We start from the raw sequence: 20,334 nt of genomic DNA, 5'->3' as shown, positions 1-20,334 counted from the left end.
TGTCCTGCTTGAAAGGGTGTCAGCGCGTCGCCAGCGTGGCGTCTCCGGCGAGCGGCTGCGTCGCGACCGGGGCGGCCGATATCTGCGTGGCGATCTTGCCCGGCTTGGGGGCAACCTGCGCGCCGGGCATCGCCATCTGCGTGCCGGTGAGGATCACGCGATCGCTGGGGGCGAGGCCGGAGCGGATGATGCGCAGGCCGTCGACCACCGGGCCGAGCGTGACCGGTTTGGCGACGACGGCGTTCTTGGCATCCACCGTGAGCACCAATTTGCGCGCCTGATCGGTCTGCACCGCCGAATCCGGGACGAGCAGGGCCTTGACCGTGCCGCCGCTCGACAGACGCATGTTGCCGAACATGCCGGGGGTAAGGAAATAGCCCGGATTGGCCAGCACCGCGCGGCCGCGGATCGTGCCGGAGCGCTGATCCAGGCCGTTGTCGGTGAAATCGAGCTGGCCCTTCCAGCGATGCTCGGTCTCGTCCTGCAGCTGGATCTCGACCGCGGCGGGGGCGGCGCCGGGCTGGCGGGCACGCTGGGTCTTCAGATACAGCGCCTCCGATCCATCGAAAGTGAAGTAGATCGGGTCGAGCGCGTTGATCGTCGTCAGTACGCTGCCCCCGGTGCCCTCGCCGCCGGCGACCTGGTTGCCGGCATCGACGCGGCGATCCGAGATGCGCCCGGCGATCGGCGCGCGGACCTGGGTGAACTCGACGTCGAGCGCACGGGCGCGGACGCGGGCGGCGGCGGCGGCGAGCGCAGCCTCCGACGCCTGTACCTTGGCGCGCAGGGCATCGACTTCGCCGGCCGAAACCGCCTCGTCATCCACCAGCCGTGTCGCGCGGCCGAGATCGGCGCGGGCGAGTGCCAGTGCGCTGGCGGCGCTGGCGACATTGGCGCGCGCTTCCGACAGAGCGGCGGCGAACGGGCGCGGATCGATCGTGAAGAGCAACTGGCCCTTGCGCACGATCTCGCCGTCGCGGAAGTGGATGCCGGTGACTTCGCCCGAGACGCGCGGGCGGATTTCGACCGCGCGGCTGGGGGCGAAGCGGCCGATATAATCGTCCCATTCGTTGACGTCGCGCACCAGAGGCGTGGCCACGGTGACGGCGGGGGGCGGGGCGACGGCAGCGGTCGCGGGGGACTGGTCGATCAGCTTGGCGCCCACGCCGCCGACGATGGCGAGCGGCACGAGCAGCAATGCACCGCGCTGCCAGCCCGACAGGCGCCTGGGCCGCGTGGGCGTGTCACCCTCGGCGGCCTCGATCGTGGTGATCATGTTCATGCCGCGACCTTCCAGGCGAGCTGCCCGACCGATCCGCCGGTGATGCTGGCGACCAGCACTTCGGCCTGCGCCATGCTGAAGCCGGCGCGCAGGAAGGCGGAGACTTCCGACGCGGGCAGAGCGTAACCGCGCCGCCAGGCATAGACCGCGACGCGGCGGAGCATTTCGAGCCGCGGCTCCGCGAGGCGGGAATTGACGCCGCGGCCGAACACCGTGCCGAGCGCGCGGGACATGCGGCCGGGGGCCTTCAGACTGCCGATCGAATCCTTCTTGGCGAGAGCGATCACGCTCCATTCGAGCGCGGTGAAGCCGGCTTTGGCCGGTGCGGCCTTCGCCTCCGTAGACGGGCCGGAATACATTTCTTCGATACCCAGATAAGCCATGTCGTGTCCCCTTGCGGCTTGGGCGCAGCGAGGCGATCACCGAGACGCGGATCGTCGTCGGAGAGCGTCCGCCAAGCGCCGAAAATCGGTTCCGGAACCGCGGGAAGAGCGGACCGGATGTGTGGTTGGTGGTGATGGAAGTTGGCGAAGGTTGCGTGCTGCGCCCTTCGCGCGAGGATCAGGTGGCCGTGGTCATGGGCGGAATTCCTTCGCCGGCTGTCGGGTCCGAATCAGGATCCAACTTCGATACCAAGCGGTATATAATCCCGTGCCGCAGCGCGTCAACGGCTTTCTGTACCGCTAGGTATATTTATTTCAGCGGGTCGGCCAGACCAGCATCGTGGTGTCGACGAGCTGCCGCAATTCGACGCAGCTGGCCCCCGAACTCGATTGCACCGACATGCCCTGCAGCAGCGCGTAGAGGAACCGCGTGAGCGCGAACGGCGTCAGCCCCTCGGGCAGTTCGCCCTCCGCCTGGGCGCGTTCGAAGCGCGCGATCAGCGCGGCTTCGGACGAGGCACGGCGAGTCGTGAGATCGGCCTTGATCGACTCGGCCTCGGACCCGCAGCACGTCACCGTGGAAATCACACCCATGCAGCCCTTGGGATCGCCGGTGTTCATGTGAATTTCGAGCGCACCGAGCAGGAAACGTTCCGCAACGCCGCGCGCGGTCGGCGCCTCGAGCGCGGCCACGGTATAGGCCAGCTTCTCGCGCTCGTAGAGGTCCAACGCCTTGTGGAACAAGGCTTCCTTGTTGCCGAACGCGGCATAGAGGCTGGGCTTGGTGATGCCCATCTCGGCGGTCAGCTCCGCCATCGAGGCGCTCTCATAGCCGTTGCGCCAGAACACGCGCAGCGCCGCCGTCAACGCCTCGTCGAGATCGAATTCCCGGGGGCGGCCCTTGGTGGGCGAAGAGGCGAAGCATTGTTTCATACCGATCGGTATATAGGGGTTCGGGTTAAAAAGGTCCAGTATCCCCGGTACCTGACTCGATCACAGTGCGAAGTTCCGCACCGCGCGATGGCTGTGCGTGCCCGGAAATCGTGATAGGGTGCCGGATCAAGGGGTTGGCGAGGTGCGCATGTCGGCAAGTTCCATGGGGCTTTGGGAAGTGATCGGGCAATCCGATCAGGCACCGATCTGCGCGTTCGATCACGAATTCCGCCTGATCGCCTTCAACCGCGCGCATAGCGACGAATTCTTCCGTATCTACAATCACCGCGTGCAGATCGGTGAAGTCTTCCCCGATCTGTTCCTGCCCGAACAGGCACCGGTGATCCGAGGCTTCATGGCGCGCGCGCTGGCCGGCGAGGTGTTCAACGTCACCGAGGAATTCGGCGACCCCGATCTCAACAAGCCGTATTGGGATATCTCCTATGCGCCGCTGCGCGACGAAAGCGGCGCGATCATCGGCGCGTTCCACCACGCCAAGGACATCAGCGACCGATTGCGCGCCGAGGCGGCCTTGTATGCCGCCGAGGATGCGCTTCGGCAGTCGCAAAAGATGGAGGCGGTTGGCCAGCTGACCGGGGGCGTGGCGCATGATTTCAACAATCTGCTGACGATCGTGCAATCGGCGGTCGAGATGCTGAAGCTGCCCAACCAGAAGGAGGAGCGGCGCGCGCGCTATGTCGGGGCGATCGGCGAGGCGGTGGGGCGGGCGTCGAAGCTGACGCAGCAATTGCTCGCATTCGCCAGACGACAGGCACTGAAACCGACCGTGTTCGATGTCGGCGACAATATCCGTTCGATCGGTGAGATGATGCAGACGCTGGCCGGATCGCGCATCACGATCGAGATCGACGTGCCCGATGCATCGTTCGCGATCAATGCGGACACGAGCCAGTTCGACACGGCATTGGTGAACATGACGGTGAACGCGCGCGACGCGATGAACGGCGAGGGGCGGCTGATCGTCTCCGCGCGCGCGGTGCAGGGCATACCGGCATTGCGCGAACGCGCCGCCGTGCCGGGCGACTATGTCGCGGTGACGATCACCGATACCGGCGGCGGCATCGCGGTGGACCAGCGCGCGCGGATCTTCGAGCCTTTCTTCACCACCAAGCCGGTCGGGTCGGGCACCGGGCTGGGCCTCAGCCAGGTGTTCGGGTTCGCGCGGCAGTCGGGCGGCGACATCCAGGTCGAGAGCGAGGTCGGCGCCGGGAGCAGCTTCACACTGTACCTGCCACAGGTCAAAGGGATCGCGCGCGCCGAGGCGGTGACGGCCGCGCCGGCGGCGGAAGGAGATCCGACGACCGTGCCGTGCGTGCTGGTGGTCGAGGACAATGCCGAGGTCGCGGCGAGCACGGTCGACGCGCTCGACCAATTGGGCTTCACCACGGTGCTGGCGACGAATGGCGTCGAGGGGCTGGCCGAGGTGACGGCGGATGCCGCGCGCTTCGACGTGGTATTCTCGGACGTGGTGATGCCGGGGATGACCGGGATGGAGATGGGCCGCGCGATCCGCGAGATGAACCTGGGCCTGCCGGTGGTGCTGGCCAGCGGTTACAGCCACATCCTGGCGGCGAATGGCACGGACGGGTTCGAACTGATCCAGAAGCCGTATTCGATCGACCATGTCTCGCGCGTGCTGCGCCGCGCGGCGGGGGAGCGGATCCGGGAGGCGGCGTGAGGGTTTTTGGGGGTGCCGGAGTGGGAGTCCTCCGTCATTCCCGCGCAGGCGGGAACCCATCTTCGCTCCACTCGGTGAGCCTCACTTCGTGCAGCCAGTATGGATTCCCGCCTTCGCGGGGATGACGGGGTAATTGGAGCGCAGGTCTCGCGATCCGGAGGCCGCTGCCGCTCACGGCTTCTCCGTAAAGCGCTTCACCTTGACCGGCAGATCCTTGCCCTTGGTGCGGCGCGAGGGGATCTGGACGGGGTTCTTCTTCTTCCATTGCGCCCAGGTCATCGGGCCGTCGGGCGTGTCGATCATCTGGTCGTCTATGGACATGGCGGCTTTCCGGCTTGGGTAGATATCATCACGGAACGAAGTTCGGTTTACGCCGATCCGCTTATCCCTAAAGATCGTCACCCCGGACTTGTTCCGGGGTCCACCACGCCGCCAATCCACCGTTCGAGCATCGTGCGCCGATCAAGCCGCTTGGTGGACCCCGGAACAAGTCCGGGGTGACGAGTAATATTGCGTAGCGATCGATATGAGAATGCAGGGATTCAACATGTGTCGCGAGCGAGTGTTGCGTCAGGTGGAGACCGGCAGCGTCAAGGTAACGGCCAAGCCCCAGCCTGGGCGTTGCGATCGGGCAAGGGCGAGCGTGCCGCCGTTGAGTTCGGCGAGTTCCTGCACGATCGACAGGCCGAAGCCGTAGCCCTCGCCGGCCTCGTCAAGGCGTTGGCCGGGGACGAGCGCGTCGTGCATCGCAGCGTCGGGGAGGCCGGGGCCGTCATCCTCGATGCGGATCGCCGCCATCTGGTGGTGCGGGGTGGCGGTGACCGCCAAGGCAGCGCGGGCGTGGCGGCGGGCATTGTCGAGCAGATTGCCGAGCATCTCGTCCAGATCCTGTGGGTCGACCGCGAGCGATAGATCGGCGGGGATGTGGATTTCGGTGGTGACCGGTCGGTCGGCGTGGAGGCGATCGAGCACGGCGGAAAGATCGGCGACGGCGGGGGCGAGCGCGGTTCGCGTGCGGCTGCGTCCGGCAGGGGTGGCGGCGCGCGCGCGACCGAGATGGTGGCGGACGCGGGCATCGACCTCCGCGACCATCGCCGACAGGCTGCCATCGGGATCGCGCCCGTCCTCGCCGAGCTTGAGCGCCAGCGCGGCGAGCGGCGTCTTCATGCCGTGCGCGAGGTTCGAGACGTGGCGGCGCGCGGCGGCGAGCCCGGCCTCGTTCTGGTCGATCAGCGCGTTGAGTTCGCTCACCACGCCGGCGAGTTCCTCGGGCTGGTCGGCGGGGACGTGGCGCAGACGCCCGGCGCGGACTTCGGCGAGCGCGGTGCGCAGTCGGCCGAGCGGTCGCAGGCCGAAGCGCAACTGGACGAGCGTGGCGAGTGCCAGGCCGGCGCCGAGGATGACGAGCGAGGCGAGCAAAGGCAGCAACGCCTCGCGCAGCGGCGCGGCGACGACGCGGCGCGGGCCGGAGGCGGCGATGGCGACCGGTCCGGCGGGCGTGGCCAGGACGAACTGGCGCGAATGGAGGCGTTCGCCGGCCGGGCCTTCGATCTCGCCGGGGCGGATGCCGTCGCGCTCGGGGCGCGGGCCTTCGCGACGATCGCCGCGTTCGGCGCGATCGTCGGGATCGCGACCGGGATGCGGGGGTTCGACCCGCGGCAGATCCGGTGCGCCCGCCGCGCTGGTCCAATGGCCGGCGGGGCCGTCGACGCGCCACGCCCAACCCGACCCGGCGACACCGAAATCGGGCAGGTCGATCGCGCGCGCGGGATCGAGATCGCCGTCGGGGCGGACGGCGCGGGCCAGCACCAGGATCTGCGCGTCGAGCCGGTCGTCCAGGCTGCGCATCACGACGCGTTCGAGGACATGGCCGATCGCGAAGCCGGCGAACAGCAGGGCGGCGAGCGTCGAGGCGAAGGCGATCAGCAGCAGGCGGCCGCGCAGCGAGGTAAGCCAGCGCCTCATGCGCCGGTCGTGCCCGCCGTCAGCCGGTAGCCGCGCCCGCGCACCGTTTCGATCATCTCCGCGCCGATCTTGCGACGCAGGCGGCCGATGATCACCTCGACCGAATTGGAGTCGACATCGGCATCGCCTTCATAGACCCGCTCGATCAGGTCGGCGCGTTCGATCACGACCTCGCGGCGGAGCATGAGTTGCGAGAGGACGCGCCATTCGAACGCGGTGAGCTTCAGCGGCAGGCCGTCCAGTTCGAACGTGCCGAGCTGCGCGTCGAACGCGAGCGGGCCGCAGGTGACGCGCGCCGAGGCATGGCCGGCGGCGCGGCGGACCAGCGCGCGCAGGCGCATCACGACCTCCTCGATGCGGAACGGCTTGGTCAGGTAATCGTCGGCCCCGGCCTTGAACCCCTCGACCTTTTCCGACCAGCCGTCGCGCGCGGTGAGGATCAGCACGGGCAGGTCGCGCCCGGCGGCGCGCCAGTCGCGCAGCACGGACAGGCCATCGCGTTTGGGCAGGCCGAGATCGAGGATCGCGACGTCATAGAGTTCGGTCGCGCCGAGATGGCCGCCGTCTTCGCCGTTGGCCGCGACATCGACGGCGAAATTCTCCGCGCGCAGGGCGCGGGCGATGCCGTCGGCGAGTGTGGTGTCGTCCTCGACCAGCAATACGCGCATTTTGGGACTCCTGCTGGATTGCGGTTTGCCGGTTGCCATCGCCGTCACCCCGGACTTGTTCCGGGGTCTGCCCAGCCGCTTTCGACACGGATAATTATGCACGACCGAGCTTGCGGCATGGTGGACCCCGGAACAAGTCCGGGGTGACGAAGAACTCCTAATCCTGCCGCCCCAACCGAAACTGAACGGCGCGGTTCAGTGTGGGTCGGGACCGCGAGTCTAGAGAGGGTGCAGTCGAAACCCCAAGAGGAGTGAATGTTATGACCGAAGATACCACACAGCGCCCGTCGCGGCGCAAGTTCGGCCTGATCGCGGCCGGCCTGCTCGCCATCGGCGGCGCGGGCGGGGCGATCACCGTCGCGGCGACGCGGCCGAGCGCGACGATGGCCCCGGCGGTGCCGGTGGCGATCGCTTCGCTGAAATCTGGCGACAGCATCGTGACGATCAAGGGTCGGGTCGACCAGATCTACGGCAACAAGGTGGTGCTGGCGGATGGATCGGGCCGGGCGCTGGTCGATCTCGGGCGCGAGGGCGAGGATGGTGCGCTGGTCGCGGCCGGGCAGGCGGTGACGGTGCAGGGTCGCTTCGACCACGGCTTCGTGCGGGCCGGTTTCCTGGTCGGCGCGGACGGCAAGGTGACGGCGCTCGGGCCGATGCATGGTCCCGATCGTGGTCCGGGTGGTCCGGGCGGGCATGATCGCAAGGGGCCGCGTCATGGTCCCGACGGACGGGGGCCGGACGATCGCGGGCCGGACGGTGGACCGGATGGCGATGACGGTCGTGCGCCCCCGCCGCCGCCGCCGGTCGCGGCGAACGCCGCGCCGGCTGCGGCACCGGCGACTGCACCGACGCCCGCACCAGTCGCGACGAAGTAGGATAGGAGAGGCCGGGCGTTCGCGCCTGGCCTCTTGTTCCCCGGCAAAGGCCGGGGTCCAGTTACGGACCGACAGATTGCGAGCGCTGCGCGAGGTTACAGCAACCTTCGCTACTGGGCCCCGGCCTTCGCCGGGGAACAGAAGGATCAACTATAGCGGCGTTTCGCCGCGCGGGCGGTGCCGATCAGGCGGGAGAGGACGAGTTCCTCCATGCCCTGATAGCCCATGCCGAGATGGTCGGGCCGGGCCGACACGATGTCGGCGAGCGTGAGCGTGCCGCTGCGCAGCGCGATGCGGCCGACACGCCCCCAGCGGCGGGCGGTTTCCCAGCGGATCATCTTCAGGCTTTCGGCGTCGATCTCGTGCGTGGCGAGGAAATCGGCCTGCAGTTTCGTGAGCACCTCGCCGAGCGCGGCGAGGGTGGCGCGGTCGGGGATCGGGGCGTGCGCCATCATGTGGCGGACGATCAGCCACGCGGCGGCGTCCGATTCGTCTCCGAAGACGGACACATAGCTGTCGGCGAGGACGCGGGCGGCGTTGGCGGTCATCGTCTCGGTGTAGCGCTGCGATGCGCCGCCGGCGTGGCGGCGGTAGATCACCAGTTCCTCGTCGAGCCGGGCGATGCGGCCGATGCGGCTCATGCGCTGGTAGAGATCGAAATCCTCGGCATAGAGACGCACCGGATCGGTGAACGGATCGCTGGCCGCCGAGGCGCGGACCATCACCGAGGACCAGACGAGCGGATTCTCGATCCGCAGCAGCCATTCGATCAGGGCGGGCGTGGAGACGGCGGTGCGCGGGGCGGAGGTGACGATGCCGTCGTCGAGCCAGGCCGCGCCGGTGCCGACCAGCACGGTATCGGGATTGGCGTCGAGATAGGCGACCTGTTTCGCGAACCGTTCGGGCAGGCAGAGATCGTCCTGGTCGAGCCCGGCGAGATAGCGGCCGCGCGCGTGGGTGACGGCGGTGTTGCGGGTGCGCACCGGGCCCTGATTGACCTCCGCCTCGATGACGCGGAAGCGCGGGTCGTTTATCGCGCGCAGCACGTGGCGGGTGTTGTCGGTCGAGCAATCGTCGACGATGACGACCTCGAAATCGGTCAGCGTCTGCGCCTGCAGGCTGGCGACGGTTTCGGGGATCAGCGCCGCGCCGTTATAGGCGGCCATGATGACGCTGACGGTCGGTGCCATGCTCATGCGACGGCGCGTCGCGGGGCGGCGTCTTCGACCATAAGTTCGCCGAGCACCTGATCGACGATCATCTGGCCGACATCGTTCTGCCATTGCCACAGGCCGTTGGCCTGCCCCGAAAAGCTCGCCTCGCCGCCCAGTCGGCCCCAGGGCACGAAGCCGGCGGCGAGGCCGATGCCGAACAGGCCGGGGATGGGAGCCCCGGTGACATCGACGACGCGGCAATGCTTGTCGACCATCGCGCGATCGTGCGCGGCGGCGAGATCGATCGGCGTGCCGTTCGTATCGGCGACGGGCAGCGCGTGCGGGCGGTATCCGAGCGCGGCGATGACGATGTCCGCCTCGGCCAAAGCGCTGCGGGCGACGGCGTCGTCGGGGCCGGCGATGCGGTGGCCCCGGATGCGCGGATCGGCGACCCGGCCGTCGACGCCGAGCATGCGTAGGACCAGTTCGCGCGCTTCAAGCCGAAAGCCGGCGAGACGGTAGACGAAGCCGCTGACCGGACAGATGTCGTCGGCCGTGAAATCGGTGAAGCCCTCCGCCTCCGCCGCCGCGATCGAGGGGTAGAAGGGGCGCAAGGGGCGGCGGTGAAGCAAGGTGATGCCGTTCTCGCCGAACGGGATCGCGGGCGCGGTCTTGAGGATCAGGAAGATCGTGGCGAGCGCGCTGGTCGATCCGCCGATCACGACGATCTTCGGCGCGCGCTTGCCCGACAGGAGATCGGCGACCTTGGCCATGCCGCCCAGGGCCAGCACCTCGTCCGACTGGAGCAGGCGGTCGCCGGCCTGCGCGACGAGCGATGCGCCCGCGACCTGCTGCGCGGCGAGGCGGTCGAGCGGCTGGTGGCCGCCGGTGGCGATGACGACATTGTGCGAGAGCTGATCGAACTCGCTGCCGTCGGCGCGGTTGCGCAGGCGGGTGGACCACAGGCCGCCCTCCACCCGGCGCGTGCCGAGCGCTTCGTGTCCGGTCAGCACCTCGCCGCCGTTCGCGGCAACGATATCGCCGAGCCGGTCGCCGGTGGCGCGGATCAGCGGACCGGCCTCGACCAACGGCACGCCGATCGCATCGGTATAGCGCGCGACGGCCTTGCCCGCCGGATGATCGAGGATCGCGGCGATCTCCGGATAGGGATTGTCCTTCACCGCCGTCAGGAAGGTGGTCGCGGTGCTGTCCGAGGTGATCGCGTAGCGGCCGAGGCGCCCGCCGCCGATCGCGGCGTCGCGCTCGACCACGACGAGGCCTTTCGCGAAAGCGCCGAGCTGGCCACGCTTGGTGGCCGAGGTGAGCAAGGCGGTGCCGGCGGGGCCGCCGCCGACGATCAGCGTGCGGGCGATCGGGCGGGTGCGGGCCCCGGCAGACACTGGGGCGGCAACGGTCGCGCCGGCCTCGGCGCAGATGCGGGTGAAGATCGCGGCGACGGCGGTGGCGTCGGCGGCGGTCATCGCGTCGGTGATCGGCAGCGAAATCATGCGCCCGCCGACATCGTCGGACACGGGGGTCGGATCGATGATCGCGGTCGCCTTGAACAATGGCTGTTCGGCGAGGTGCGGGCTGAAATAGCGCCCGGTGCCGACGCCGGAGGCGTCCATCGCGGCGGTGATCGCGTCGCGTTTGTGGGCGAGCGCGCGGGGCAGCAGCACGGGCATGAACTGCATCGCGCGGCGGCGGCCCTGTACCTTCTGAAGCTGGAAACCGGACAGGCCGGCGCGATAGGCGACCTCCAGTGCGACGCGGGCGTCGCAGATCGACTCGATTTCTTCCAGCTTGGCCTGCGCCAGCACCGCGACGACCTCCGGCAGCTTGGCGTTGATGCCGGGCAGGGTGGCGCTGCGGCTGCCCTCGAATCCGAAATTGGTCATCGCCCGCAACTGATCGATCAGGGCCGCGTCGCCGCTATGGATCAGCCCGCCCTCCGCCACCGCGAAGGTTTTGGTGGCGTGCATCGAATAGACGATGGCGAACGGCGCATCATGGCCGAAACCGTGGCCGGCATCGTCGACCGTGCCGAGCGAGGAGGCGGCATCAATCACCACGCCGACCCGATATTTCTGTTGCAGCCAGGCGTAGCGATCGAGATCGATCGCGTTGCCGAAGGTGGCGTAGGGGAGCAGGACCGAGATCCTGTCCCGATGGGTTTCGAGCAGGCGTTCCTCGGCCAGTGCGCAGGCGCTCCAGTCTTCGGAATCGACATCGCAGATCAGCGGGGTGAGGCCGGACCAGAGCGCGGCCTGTCCGGTCGCGGCGAAGGTCAGGCTGGGCATCACGGCGAGGCCATCGGGGCGACCGGCCTGCATCGCGGCATGCTTTATCGCGATCATCAGCCCGAGCGTCGCATTGGCGACGGCGAGGCTGGCACCGTGCCCGCCGAACAGCCGATCGGTCACGTCGCGTTCGAACCCGCGCACCTCCGCGCCGTTGTTGCTGAACACGCCCGATGCCTCGATGCGGCGGAGGGCGTCTCCGTGTTCGCTGAGGCGGGGCGGGTTGGGGGCGATGAGCGGGTAGCGGGTCATGGCCGCGCTTATGCGGCGGGAGTTTCTAAAAACCCGTTACGGCTCGAATCTTTGGGGCGTTCAACACATTTCGGGTTTCGCGTGGCTGCCTCAAGCCAGCCGTCACCCCGGACGTGTTCAGTACTTCTCCCAGTGCGACATCTAGTCCCGTCATCCTGAACTAGTTTCAGGATCCAGGCGCGATCATCTGCCAAAAAGACGGCTTCCGTGGACCGGCTGACCGCGCCTGGATGCTGAAACAAGTTCAGCATGACGATACATGTTTGAACGGGGCAGGAGCCGACGTGTTCCGGGGTCCACCGGGCGGCTTTCGATGCTACCGAGGCGCAATCGCCAATTTCGCGGCACAGTGGACCCCGGAACAGGTCCGGGTGACGTGCGTGGAGGGCTAAATGCGTTTCGCCGGCCGAATGCGATCGGCCGGAAGGTGGCAACGACAGGAGAAAAATGCATGGCACTGCCCGAATTCGAGACGATCACGCTGACGGTCGCGGAGGGGATCGCAACGGTCACGCTGAACCGGCCGGATACGCTCAACGCTTTCAACGGCGCGATGATGCGCGAGCTGGTCGCGGCGTTCGACGCGACCGATGCCGACGATGCGGTGCGCGCGGTGATCGTGACGGGCGCGGGGCGGGGGTTCTGCGCGGGTGCCGACCTGTCGGGTGGCGCGGCGACGTTCGATTACGACAGCAGCGGCGGATGGAACGGCGCGGAATCGCCGGTGCGCGCGGATGGCAGCGTGGATTATGCGCATCCGGCGGTGCGCGACGGCGGCGGAATCGTGGCGCTGCGCATCTTCGCCTCCAGGAAACCGGTGATCGGCGCGATCAACGGCCCGGCGGTGGGGATCGGCGCGACGATGACTCTGCCGATGGACTTTCGCCTGGCGAGCGAGGCGGCGCGGTTCGGTTTCGTGTTTTCGCGTCGGGGCATCGCGCCCGAGGCGACCTCGACCTGGTTCCTGCCGCGGCTGGTCGGGATCGGGCAGGCGCTGGAATGGTGCTATTCGGGCAGGGTGTTCGATGCCGCCGAGGCGCTGGCCGGTGGGCTGGTGAAGAGCGTGCATGCAGCCGAAGACCTGCTGCCGGCGGCGCGGGCGCTGGCCCAGGCCTTGACCGCCGAGACGTCGGCGGTGTCGGTCTCGCTGCTGCGCCGGATGATGTATGCCGGGATGGGCGCGACGCATCCGATGGAGGCGCACCGGCTGGAAAGCCGCGCGATCTGGGCGCGCGGCGCGAGCGACGATGCGCGCGAGGGCGTGTCGAGCTTCCTGGAGAAACGCGCGGCGGTGTTCCCGGACCGGGTGTCCGAAGCGTGGGGCGAGTTCGCCCCGTGGTTCGACGCGCCGGAGTATCGCTGAGTGGCCTTTACCCCGTTCGCCCTGAGCATGTCGAAGGGCCGTTCTTCCATTCCGAGGTGGACGAGAAGAACGGTGCTTCGACAGGCTCAGCACGAACGGATGGGTAAGGGCGTCTGTCCTCCTAAAACTTCGCGCCCGCGCGGATGCCGATCGTGCGGGGGGTCGCGACGACGGTGTAGTTGCGCTGGTTGCAGACGCTGCACGCCTGATAGCGCGAGAGTTCGGCGCGTTCGTCGGTGATGTTCTGGGCGAACAGTTCGAACGTGTAGCGCGAGGTTTCGGCACCGATCGACAGATTGCCGGTGGTATAGGCCGACAGTCGCCCGAGCACGGCGGCCGCCGCGGTGCGGATGTCGGTCGAGGCCGAGCCCTGATAAGCGACCAGCCCCTGCACATAGGCCTTGAAGTCCGTGCCCAACGGCACGGAGTAGCGCGCGGTGGCGTTGGCCTTGAACTTCGGCGTGATCGGCAGGCGCGTGCCCTTGGGCGCGAGCACGAAGTTGCCGGCGGCGGTGCAACTGAAGGTCGGATCGGCCGCGTTGCAGATGTTTTGGCGCGTCTTCGCATCGGTATAGGCGCCGCTTGCCGTGAACGAGAAGGATGGGTCCGGCGTCCAGTTGAGATCCGCCTCGACGCCCTTGATGCGCGCGTTGGAGCCGTTCTGGATCTGCGTCAGACTGTTGAGACCGAGGAAGGAGAATTGGAACGCCTTCCAATCCTGCATGTAGATCGCGCCGTTGAAGCGCAGGTGATCGATCGGCGTGGTCTTGAAGCCGATTTCGTAATTGGTCAGGTAATCGGGATCATAAGGCGGCAGCGTGCCCTGGCGGTTGATCCCGCCCGGACGGAAACCGCGCGACCATGTGGCATAGGCGAGCAGGCCGTCCTTGGGCTTCCAGGTCAGGTTGAGCTTATGCGTGAAGCCCTGACCATCGGCCTGTTTGGGGTCGACCGTGCTGCCGTTGAAGACGCCCAGATTGGTGCATGGGCCACCCGCGACGGCGGCGGGAAGCAGCGTACCGCCGGGATTGTTGCGCAGCGTGGCGCCGGTGGTGGTGAAGCAGGCGGCGACTCCGGTGCCGCTGCTGCCGACGGCGTTGTACGGCGGGCCGGCCGGATTGCGCCCGAAGCCGTAGAAGCCGATCAGCGTGTTGTCGTAGATGAACGCGCGTCCGCCGGCGGTGAAGGTGAGGTTCGGCAGGATGTCGAAGCTGGCCTCGCCGAACACGGCGTAATCGCGATCGACGCGGTGCTGTTGCGTCAGCCACAAGGTGCCTGGCGAGTTGTTGACCGACAGAGCGGGCGCGAGGTTGGCGACCTGATAATCCTGATGGATCAGATTGCTCTGGCGTTGATAGAAGACGCCGGCGACGATGCGGAAACGTTCGCTCTGCGGCGAGGCGACGCGGAATTCCTGGCTCATCTTCTTGAAGTGATCCGAGGCGACGACATACTGGCGCTGGTCGATCGTCTGGCCGGCGGCATTCTGGAAATACAGATAGCCCGCGACGCCGCCGACCGAGGAATAGAGCGCGTCATACGCTTCGGCATAATCGGTGTAGTCGGTGCCGGAATGCGTGGTGCGATCGAGATAGGCGCCGGCATAGGTCGCGTCCCAATTGCCGATCTTGCCCTCGATCGTCAGCGCCGCCTGGATGAAGCGTTCGCGGCGGTAATCGGGGGCGAAGCGCTGGACCTGCAGGTCGCCGACGCGCTTGTCGTAGCCGAAGATGCCCTTGGTCTTCTGCTCCTGATAGATCACGCCGGGCGTCACCGTCCAAGTGTCGTCGAGGTCGATCTTCAGCGCGGCGCGGCCACCGAAGGTTTCGGTGGTGTTGAAATCCTTCTTCACGAAGGGCGCGTTGGTGACGGTGCCGGTATAGCCCGGCGCCAGCGGCGTGGCGGGGGCGGACACGTTGAAGCTGCGCGTGCCGGCGACATTGTCGATATACCCGGCGTCACGCTGATAGAAGCCGACCACGCGCAGCGCCGCCATGTCGGCGATCGGCACGTTGAGCATGCCCTCCAGCTTGCCGCCCTGTCCGCCATGCGCGACGGTGTTGACCTCGGCATCGACGCGGCCGGAAAAGTTGTTCAGCTCGGGCTTGTTGGTGATGATGCGGATCGTGCCGGCCTGGCTCGACGCGCCGTACAGCGTGCCCTGCGGCCCGGCGAGGCTCTCGATGCGGGCGATATCGTAGACGTGCACGTCGAGCGTGCCGCCGATCGTCGTGACCGGCTGTTCGTCGAGATACACGCCGACCGAGGGGAGCGAGCCGGAATGATTGCCGTCGCCGCCCGAAGCCACGCCGCGCATATAGACGGTGGTGACGCCGGGCTGCTGGCTCTGGAACGCGACCGAGGGGAGCAGTTGCGAGAATTCGGCGAAGTTCGAGATGTTGAGCTGATCGAGCTTGCGCGTGCCGAGCGCCTGGATGCTGACGGGCACGTCCTGCAGATTCTCTTCCCGCTTCTGTGCCGTGACGACGATGTCGCCGCTATCCTCGGCGGCGGCGGCCGGTGTGGCCGGCACGTCCTGCGCGAAGGCCGGAGCGGAGAGAGCGGCGGAGGCGAGCAGCGCGGAGAGCGCGGCACGGCGTGCGTTTCGAAGCATGGAACCCCCTTTGACGAACTATCGTTGCGCAGGAGGGTGTTCGCGGGTGCAACATTCGTCAACGGGCAGCGTGCGATCGCGGCGATTCGATACGCTAACGTGACAGATTTACAACGCTCAGTCAGTCGAACTCGGGTGCCTCGGGATAGGCGGTCAGGATGTTGCCGAGCGCGGCCTTGAGCGGGCCGAGATAGGGATCGAACGGCTTCCACGCCTCGGTACCGTCCTGGAAGATCGGCTGGCGGACCTGTTCCGAACTGGCGGTGCGCACGGCGCGATCGGTCTTGTGGAATTCGAGGCAGGCGGGTTCGAAATCGAGCCCGCAGGCGGCGAGCAGCGCGCGGACTTCGCGCTCCGTATCCTCGACCATCCGTTCGTAGATCACGCGGTGGACGCGGCCCGGCAACACGGCATCGATGTGCGCGAGCAGGCGGACATAGTCGCGATAATATCCGCCCATGTCGACGAGATCGTAGCTGAACGCCTGGCCGCGCGCGAAATGCTGTTTGAAGTTGGAGAAGCAGCACCCCAGCGGATGGCGGCGCGCGTCGATGATCCGGGCGTTCGGCAGGATCAGGTGGATGAAGGGCAGGTGCGCCCAGTTGTTGGGCAGCTTGTCGATGAACAACGGGCGATCGGTGCGGCGCTGGATGCGGGTGCGTTCGATATAATCGTCGCCGAGGTCGCGGAGTTTTTCGGGCGGAAGCTGCGCGAGGTTGGCGGGATAGTCGCTCCAGCGGCGCGCGAGGGTGGGGATGTCGGGCAGTTCGGACGTGCCCTCGACCTGCGAGTGGCTGGAGAGGATCTGTTCGACCAGGGTGGACCCGGCGCGGGGCATGCCGAGGATGAAGATCGGGTCCGGCGACGGGCTGCCCGCGCCCGTGCGGGCGGCGAAGAAGTCTGGCGTGCAGAGCGCGATGCACCGGTCCACGAAGGCGGTGGTTTCGCGCGCGTCGTAGACGATCTTCGTGCGGCGGAGCGCGTTCCCGGCATCGTAATGGGTGAAGGCCTCGGCGGCTTGGCGGCGATCCTCGAACGCCTTGCCGAGCGCGAAATCGAGGTGGAAGCGGTCTTCGTCGGAAATGTCCCGGCGGGCGAGTTGCACCTGCATCGCGGCGATATCGGCGGCGTCGAATTTCACCGTCTTGAGGTTGGCGAGGCTCCACCACGCCTCGCCGAGTTCGGGGGCGAGCTCGATCGCACGGCGATAGGCGGCGACGCCGTCCGCCTGTCGCCCGACAGTCTTCAGCATATGGCCGAAGCTCATCCATACCTTGGGCTGGCGCGGGGCGTCCTTCAGCACCTGTTCGTAGAGGTCGATCGCCTCGTCGAAGCCGCCGATCCGGCCGAGCGCCGCCGCCTTGAGATTGGCGTGGCCGGGATTGTCCGGGTCTTCCTCCAGCACGCGATCGAGTTCGGCGATCGCCTCGGGCGCGCGGTTCTGACGATAGAGGACGATGGCTAGGTTGGCGCGCGCGGCGGTGAATTCGGGCGACAGTTCGATCGCGCGGCGCAGGAGGTTTTCGGCATCCTTGTAGCGCCCGATGCGTCCGGCGAGTTCGGCGAGCATGCGGATCGCGCGGACGTCGAACGGATCGGCCTTCAGATGCCCCTTCAACAGCGGCTCGGCGTCCGACAGGCGATTGTCGTGCAGCGCGAGCGCGGCGTCGATCAGCGTCTGCGGGTAATCGCGGTGGGGGAGGGTGACGGTCGTCATGAACGAATAGTCTTAGCGTCGAAACACGAACCGTGCCTAGACTGCGTCTTCGGGCAAGCGGCGGGGGCCAGCACATGACGACCGAGACACGACCGTTCGGATTCTGGACCGCGACCGCCTTGATCATGGGCGGGATGATCGGATCGGGCATCTTCCTGCTGCCCGTCGCCATCGCGCCCTATGGATGGATTGGGGTGGTGGCGTGGATCGTCAGCATCCTGGGCGTACTGGCGATCGGCTATGCCGTCGCCGCGATGGCGCGGTTGATGCCGGAGGCGACCGGGTCGATCGCGGTCACCGGCGCGGTGCTTGGGCCGCTGGCCGGCGTGCTGGTCGGCTGGAGCTACTGGATATCGTGCTGGACCGCGATCGCGGCGATCGCGGGGGCGGCGATCAGCTATCTCAGCGTGTTCGTGCCGTGGCTGGGCGCGACGCCGCTGAACGGCGCGCTGGCGACGGTGGCGCTGATCTGGCTGCTGACGCTGACCAATCTGGCCGGCACCAAGCTGGCCGGGCAGGTGCAGGTGGCGACGACGATACTGAAGCTGGTGCCGCTGATCGTCGTGGTGCTGATCGTGATCTGGCTCTGGGGGTCGGGGCGGGGCAGCGCGCCGCCATGGCCGGGGACCGGGCCGGGCTATGCCGGGCTGACCGCGGCGATTACCTTGACCCTGTTTCCGCTGATCGGGTTCGAGGCGGCGGGGTGCGTGGCGGAGCGCGTGCAGGATCCGGGGCGCAACATCATGCGCGCGACGGTGCTGGGCATCGCGCTGACCGGCCTGCTCTACATCCTGGTCAGTTCGGGCATGGCCTTCGCGCTGCCGGCCGAGCAGGTCGCGGCGTCGCCCGCGCCGTTCGCACTGTTCGTGGAGACGTTCGTCGGGCGCGGGGCCGGGCTGTTCGTCGCGGCCTTCGCGGCGATCGCGGCCGTCGGATGTCTCAACGGCTGGGTGCTGATCCAGGGCGAGGTGCCGCTCGGCATGGGGCGGGCCGGTCTGCTGCCGGAATGGTTCGCGGTGGTGAACGCGCGCGACGTTTCGGTGCGGATGCAATTGGTGTCGAGCGGGCTTGCGAGCCTGCTCGTCTTCTCCACCGCGAGCCGATCGCTGAGCGGCGCCTTTCAGTTCGCCGCGTTGCTGACGACCTGTGCCGCGCTGTGGTTGTATGCCGCGATTTCCCTTGCGGCACTGGTCCGGCGGGTGGCGGCGATGCCCGCTGCGCTCGGGCTCGGATTCAGTGTCTGGGCGATGTGGGGCGCGGGCGTGGAGGCCAGCGCGTGGGGCTTCGCGCTGATGCTGACTGGCTGGCCGTTATACTGGTGGGCGAAGCGGGCGCCGACCGTTGGCACGGCCTTCGAGCGCGATGGCCTGATATAGAATTGTTCGTGCCGAGCCTGTCGAAGCACGTGTTCCTCAATCACCGGCTGTCCTTGGAACACGTCCTTCGACAAGCTCGGGACGAACAGAGAGCGGGTGTTCAACCTAACGTTATCCTTCTCTAACCAAAAACCCGTCCCAGCAAACTCCTGTCCCGCAGTATCTCGTGCGCCGCATTATGCCCCGGCGCGCCCGTCACGCCGCCGCCGGGATGCGTGCCCGCGCCGCACATGTAGAGGCCCTTGATCGGGCTGCGATAATCGCCGTGGCCGAGGACCGGTCGCGCGGCCCAGAGCTGATCGAGGCTCATATGGCCGTGCATGATGTCGCCGCCGATCAGGCCGAACTTGCGCTCCAGATCGAGCGGCGAGTGGATCTGCGTGGCGATGATCGACCTGCGGAAATTGGGCGCGTGGCGCGTCACCGTATCGATGATCTTGTCCGCCGCCGCCTCGCGCTCGTCGTCCCATGAACGGCCGTCGGGGAGCACGGGCGCGAATTGCTGGCAGAACAGGCTGGCGATGTGCCGGCCGGGCGGGGCGAGGCTGTCGTCCACCGACGTCGGCAGCTTCATCTCGACGATCGGATCTTTCGACCAGCCGAACGCCTTCGCGTCGGTGAAGGCCTGGTCCATGTAATCGAGCGTGGGCGAGATGATGATTCCGGCGGTGTGATGTTCGGCCTTCACCGCGCCGGGCAGGACGCTGAAATCGGGCAGTTCGCTGAGCGCGACGTTCATGCGGAAGGTGCCCGAGCCGGCCTTGAAATTGTCCATGCGGCGGGCGAATTCGGGCGTCATGTCGGCGCGGTCCACCAACCGGCGGAACAGCAAGGCCGGGCCGACATTGGCGGCGACGATCTTCGCGGCGATCTGCTCGCCCGATTCCAGCACGACGCCGACGGCCTTCTTGCCGTCCACCAGCACGCGGGCGACCGGGGCTTCGAGGCTGATCTCCACGCCGGCCTCGATGCACGCCTCGGCCATGTAATCGCTGATCGCGCCCATGCCGCCGACGCTGTGGCCCCAGGCGCCGTATTTGCCGTTCACCTCGCCGAAGACGTGATGCAGCAGCACATAGGCGCTGCCCGGCGTATCGGGACTGGCATAGTTGCCGACCACCGCGTCGAAACCGAACGCGGCCTTGATGAAGGGATTCTCGTACCAGCTGTCGAGGAAGCCGCGCGCCGATTTGACGAACAGGTCCATCACGTCGCGCTGCGCCTCGATGCTCATACCGGCAAGGCGCTTGCCCTGGGCGGCGGCGGCGATCAGCGCGCGCAGGCCTCCGCCGGCGTTTGGCGGAGTCTTCAGCGCCATGTCGCGCAGCACGGCGGCGACCTGTTCCAGCGCTTCCTCGTATCGGGGGAAGGTCTCGGCGTCCTTCGGGGAGAAGCGGGCGAATTCGGCCTGGGTGCGCGCCTGTCCGCCGCCGAGCTTCAGATAGCCGTCGTCATGCGGGAAGAAGTTGCTGATCGTGCGCTCGATGATGCGCCAGCCGCGTTCGTGCAGCCGCATGTCCCGGATCACCTTGGGGCGGAGCAGGCTGACGGTGTAGCTGGCGGTGGAATTGCGGAAGCCGGGGTGGAATTCCTCGGTGACGGCCGCGCCGCCGACGATGTGGCGGCGTTCGAGCACGCGCACCTTGAGACCTGCGCGGGCGAGGTAGAAGGCGCAGACCAGGCCGTTATGGCCGCCGCCGATGATGAGTGCGTCGTAGGATTTGGTCATGTTCGCTCAACCCCAAAAAGACCG

15 protein-coding genes are annotated in these 20,334 nt (G+C 67.6%); 4 read left to right on the top strand and 11 right to left on the bottom strand.

Features of this window, described 5'->3' with window-relative positions:
- Positions 1-19 precede the first annotated feature (19 nt).
- The 3 genes from ASG11_RS16400 to ASG11_RS16390 form a co-directional block, all read right to left on the bottom strand.
- Positions 20-1,282 (bottom strand): efflux RND transporter periplasmic adaptor subunit, encoded by a 1,263-nt coding sequence (locus tag ASG11_RS16400; protein WP_055782543.1) that lies wholly within the window; start codon positions 1,280-1,282, stop codon positions 20-22.
- Positions 1,279-1,665 (bottom strand): hypothetical protein, encoded by a 387-nt coding sequence (locus ASG11_RS16395; RefSeq protein ID WP_055782539.1) that lies wholly within the window; start codon positions 1,663-1,665, stop codon positions 1,279-1,281. The genes ASG11_RS16400 and ASG11_RS16395 overlap by 4 nt, the downstream gene beginning before the upstream one ends.
- A 315-nt stretch (positions 1,666-1,980) precedes the next feature.
- Entirely contained in the window at positions 1,981-2,598 is a 618-nt protein-coding gene (locus ASG11_RS16390) for a TetR/AcrR family transcriptional regulator (protein WP_055782536.1), read from the bottom strand.
- Between the two features lie 148 nt (positions 2,599-2,746).
- Between ASG11_RS16390 and ASG11_RS16385 the strand changes: the two genes are divergently transcribed.
- On the top strand, positions 2,747-4,297 hold the full coding sequence (locus tag ASG11_RS16385) for a PAS domain-containing sensor histidine kinase (RefSeq protein ID WP_082472894.1): 1,551 nt from the start codon (positions 2,747-2,749) through the stop codon (positions 4,295-4,297).
- Positions 4,298-4,468: 171 nt separating this feature from the next.
- On the opposite strand, the gene ASG11_RS19050 is transcribed toward ASG11_RS16385, so the two are convergent.
- The 3 genes from ASG11_RS19050 to ASG11_RS16375 all read right to left on the bottom strand — a co-directional run bounded on the left by ASG11_RS19050 (position 4,469) and on the right by ASG11_RS16375 (position 6,930).
- Positions 4,469-4,618, bottom strand: coding sequence for a hypothetical protein (locus ASG11_RS19050; protein WP_168371757.1), 150 nt, complete (start codon positions 4,616-4,618; stop codon positions 4,469-4,471).
- A 249-nt stretch (positions 4,619-4,867) separates the two neighbouring features.
- A complete protein-coding gene (locus ASG11_RS16380; RefSeq protein WP_055782530.1) occupies positions 4,868-6,262 on the bottom strand; it encodes a sensor histidine kinase in 1,395 nt (464 codons plus the stop codon).
- Positions 6,259-6,930 (bottom strand): response regulator, encoded by a 672-nt coding sequence (locus ASG11_RS16375; protein ID WP_055782527.1) that lies wholly within the window; start codon positions 6,928-6,930, stop codon positions 6,259-6,261. The genes ASG11_RS16380 and ASG11_RS16375 overlap by 4 nt, the downstream gene beginning before the upstream one ends.
- Positions 6,931-7,190: 260 nt before the next feature.
- Here ASG11_RS16375 and ASG11_RS16370 point away from each other — a divergent pair, with 260 nt between their 5' ends.
- A complete protein-coding gene (locus ASG11_RS16370; protein ID WP_055782523.1) occupies positions 7,191-7,805 on the top strand; it encodes a hypothetical protein in 615 nt (204 codons plus the stop codon).
- Between the two features lie 146 nt (positions 7,806-7,951).
- Here ASG11_RS16370 and ASG11_RS16365 read toward each other — a convergent pair whose 3' ends face one another.
- A complete protein-coding gene (locus tag ASG11_RS16365; RefSeq protein ID WP_236697556.1) occupies positions 7,952-9,001 on the bottom strand; it encodes a glycosyltransferase family 2 protein in 1,050 nt (349 codons plus the stop codon).
- Positions 8,998-11,511: a DegT/DnrJ/EryC1/StrS family aminotransferase gene (locus ASG11_RS16360; RefSeq protein WP_055782520.1), complete on the bottom strand. Its 2,514-nt coding sequence runs from the start codon at positions 11,509-11,511 to the stop codon at positions 8,998-9,000. Before ASG11_RS16360 ends, ASG11_RS16365 begins: the two co-directional genes overlap by 4 nt.
- A gap of 451 nt (positions 11,512-11,962) precedes the next feature.
- On the opposite strand from ASG11_RS16360, the gene ASG11_RS16355 reads away from it, so the two are divergent.
- Positions 11,963-12,874, top strand: coding sequence for a crotonase/enoyl-CoA hydratase family protein (locus tag ASG11_RS16355; RefSeq protein ID WP_055782516.1), 912 nt, complete (start codon positions 11,963-11,965; stop codon positions 12,872-12,874).
- Positions 12,875-12,995: 121 nt separating this feature from the next.
- Here ASG11_RS16355 and ASG11_RS16350 read toward each other — a convergent pair whose 3' ends face one another.
- Complete coding sequence (locus ASG11_RS16350; RefSeq protein WP_055782514.1) at positions 12,996-15,488, bottom strand: TonB-dependent receptor; 2,493 nt, start codon at positions 15,486-15,488, stop codon at positions 12,996-12,998.
- Between the two features lie 121 nt (positions 15,489-15,609).
- Positions 15,610-17,205, bottom strand: a complete 1,596-nt coding sequence (locus tag ASG11_RS16345) for a tetratricopeptide repeat-containing sulfotransferase family protein (RefSeq protein ID WP_201781361.1) — start codon at positions 17,203-17,205, stop codon at positions 15,610-15,612.
- A 74-nt stretch (positions 17,206-17,279) separates the two neighbouring features.
- Between ASG11_RS16345 and ASG11_RS16340 the strand changes: the two genes are divergently transcribed.
- Positions 17,280-18,581 carry an APC family permease gene (locus ASG11_RS16340; protein WP_055782510.1) on the top strand — a complete coding sequence of 434 codons (1,302 nt, stop codon included), beginning with the start codon at positions 17,280-17,282 and terminating at the stop codon, positions 18,579-18,581.
- 121 nt (positions 18,582-18,702) lie between these two features.
- On the opposite strand, the gene ASG11_RS16335 is transcribed toward ASG11_RS16340, so the two are convergent.
- Entirely contained in the window at positions 18,703-20,310 is a 1,608-nt protein-coding gene (locus ASG11_RS16335; protein ID WP_055782507.1) for a phytoene desaturase family protein, read from the bottom strand.
- Positions 20,311-20,334 lie beyond the last annotated feature (24 nt).

Source organism: Sphingomonas sp. Leaf357 (genome assembly GCF_001423845.1).
Classification (GTDB): Bacteria; Pseudomonadota; Alphaproteobacteria; order Sphingomonadales; family Sphingomonadaceae; genus Sphingomonas.
This window is presented reverse-complemented; position numbering and strand designations above follow the sequence as displayed.

What these genes read in the sequence shown, in the direction of transcription:
- ASG11_RS16400 (WP_055782543.1), bottom strand. Translation starts at nt 1,282, where the DNA reads ATGAACATGATCACCACGATCGAGGCCGCCGAGGGTGACACGCCCACG.
- ASG11_RS16395 (WP_055782539.1), bottom strand. Translation starts at nt 1,665, where the DNA reads ATGGCTTATCTGGGTATCGAAGAAATGTATTCCGGCCCGTCTACGGAG.
- ASG11_RS16390 (WP_055782536.1), bottom strand. Translation starts at nt 2,598, where the DNA reads ATGAAACAATGCTTCGCCTCTTCGCCCACCAAGGGCCGCCCCCGGGAA.
- ASG11_RS16385 (WP_082472894.1), top strand. Translation starts at nt 2,747, where the DNA reads ATGTCGGCAAGTTCCATGGGGCTTTGGGAAGTGATCGGGCAATCCGAT.
- ASG11_RS19050 (WP_168371757.1), bottom strand. Translation starts at nt 4,618, where the DNA reads ATGTCCATAGACGACCAGATGATCGACACGCCCGACGGCCCGATGACC.
- ASG11_RS16380 (WP_055782530.1), bottom strand. Translation starts at nt 6,262, where the DNA reads ATGAGGCGCTGGCTTACCTCGCTGCGCGGCCGCCTGCTGCTGATCGCC.
- ASG11_RS16375 (WP_055782527.1), bottom strand. Translation starts at nt 6,930, where the DNA reads ATGCGCGTATTGCTGGTCGAGGACGACACCACACTCGCCGACGGCATC.
- ASG11_RS16370 (WP_055782523.1), top strand. Translation starts at nt 7,191, where the DNA reads ATGACCGAAGATACCACACAGCGCCCGTCGCGGCGCAAGTTCGGCCTG.
- ASG11_RS16365 (WP_236697556.1), bottom strand. Translation starts at nt 9,001, where the DNA reads ATGAGCATGGCACCGACCGTCAGCGTCATCATGGCCGCCTATAACGGC.
- ASG11_RS16360 (WP_055782520.1), bottom strand. Translation starts at nt 11,511, where the DNA reads ATGACCCGCTACCCGCTCATCGCCCCCAACCCGCCCCGCCTCAGCGAA.
- ASG11_RS16355 (WP_055782516.1), top strand. Translation starts at nt 11,963, where the DNA reads ATGGCACTGCCCGAATTCGAGACGATCACGCTGACGGTCGCGGAGGGG.
- ASG11_RS16350 (WP_055782514.1), bottom strand. Translation starts at nt 15,488, where the DNA reads ATGCTTCGAAACGCACGCCGTGCCGCGCTCTCCGCGCTGCTCGCCTCC.
- ASG11_RS16345 (WP_201781361.1), bottom strand. Translation starts at nt 17,205, where the DNA reads ATGACGACCGTCACCCTCCCCCACCGCGATTACCCGCAGACGCTGATC.
- ASG11_RS16340 (WP_055782510.1), top strand. Translation starts at nt 17,280, where the DNA reads ATGACGACCGAGACACGACCGTTCGGATTCTGGACCGCGACCGCCTTG.
- ASG11_RS16335 (WP_055782507.1), bottom strand. Translation starts at nt 20,310, where the DNA reads ATGACCAAATCCTACGACGCACTCATCATCGGCGGCGGCCATAACGGC.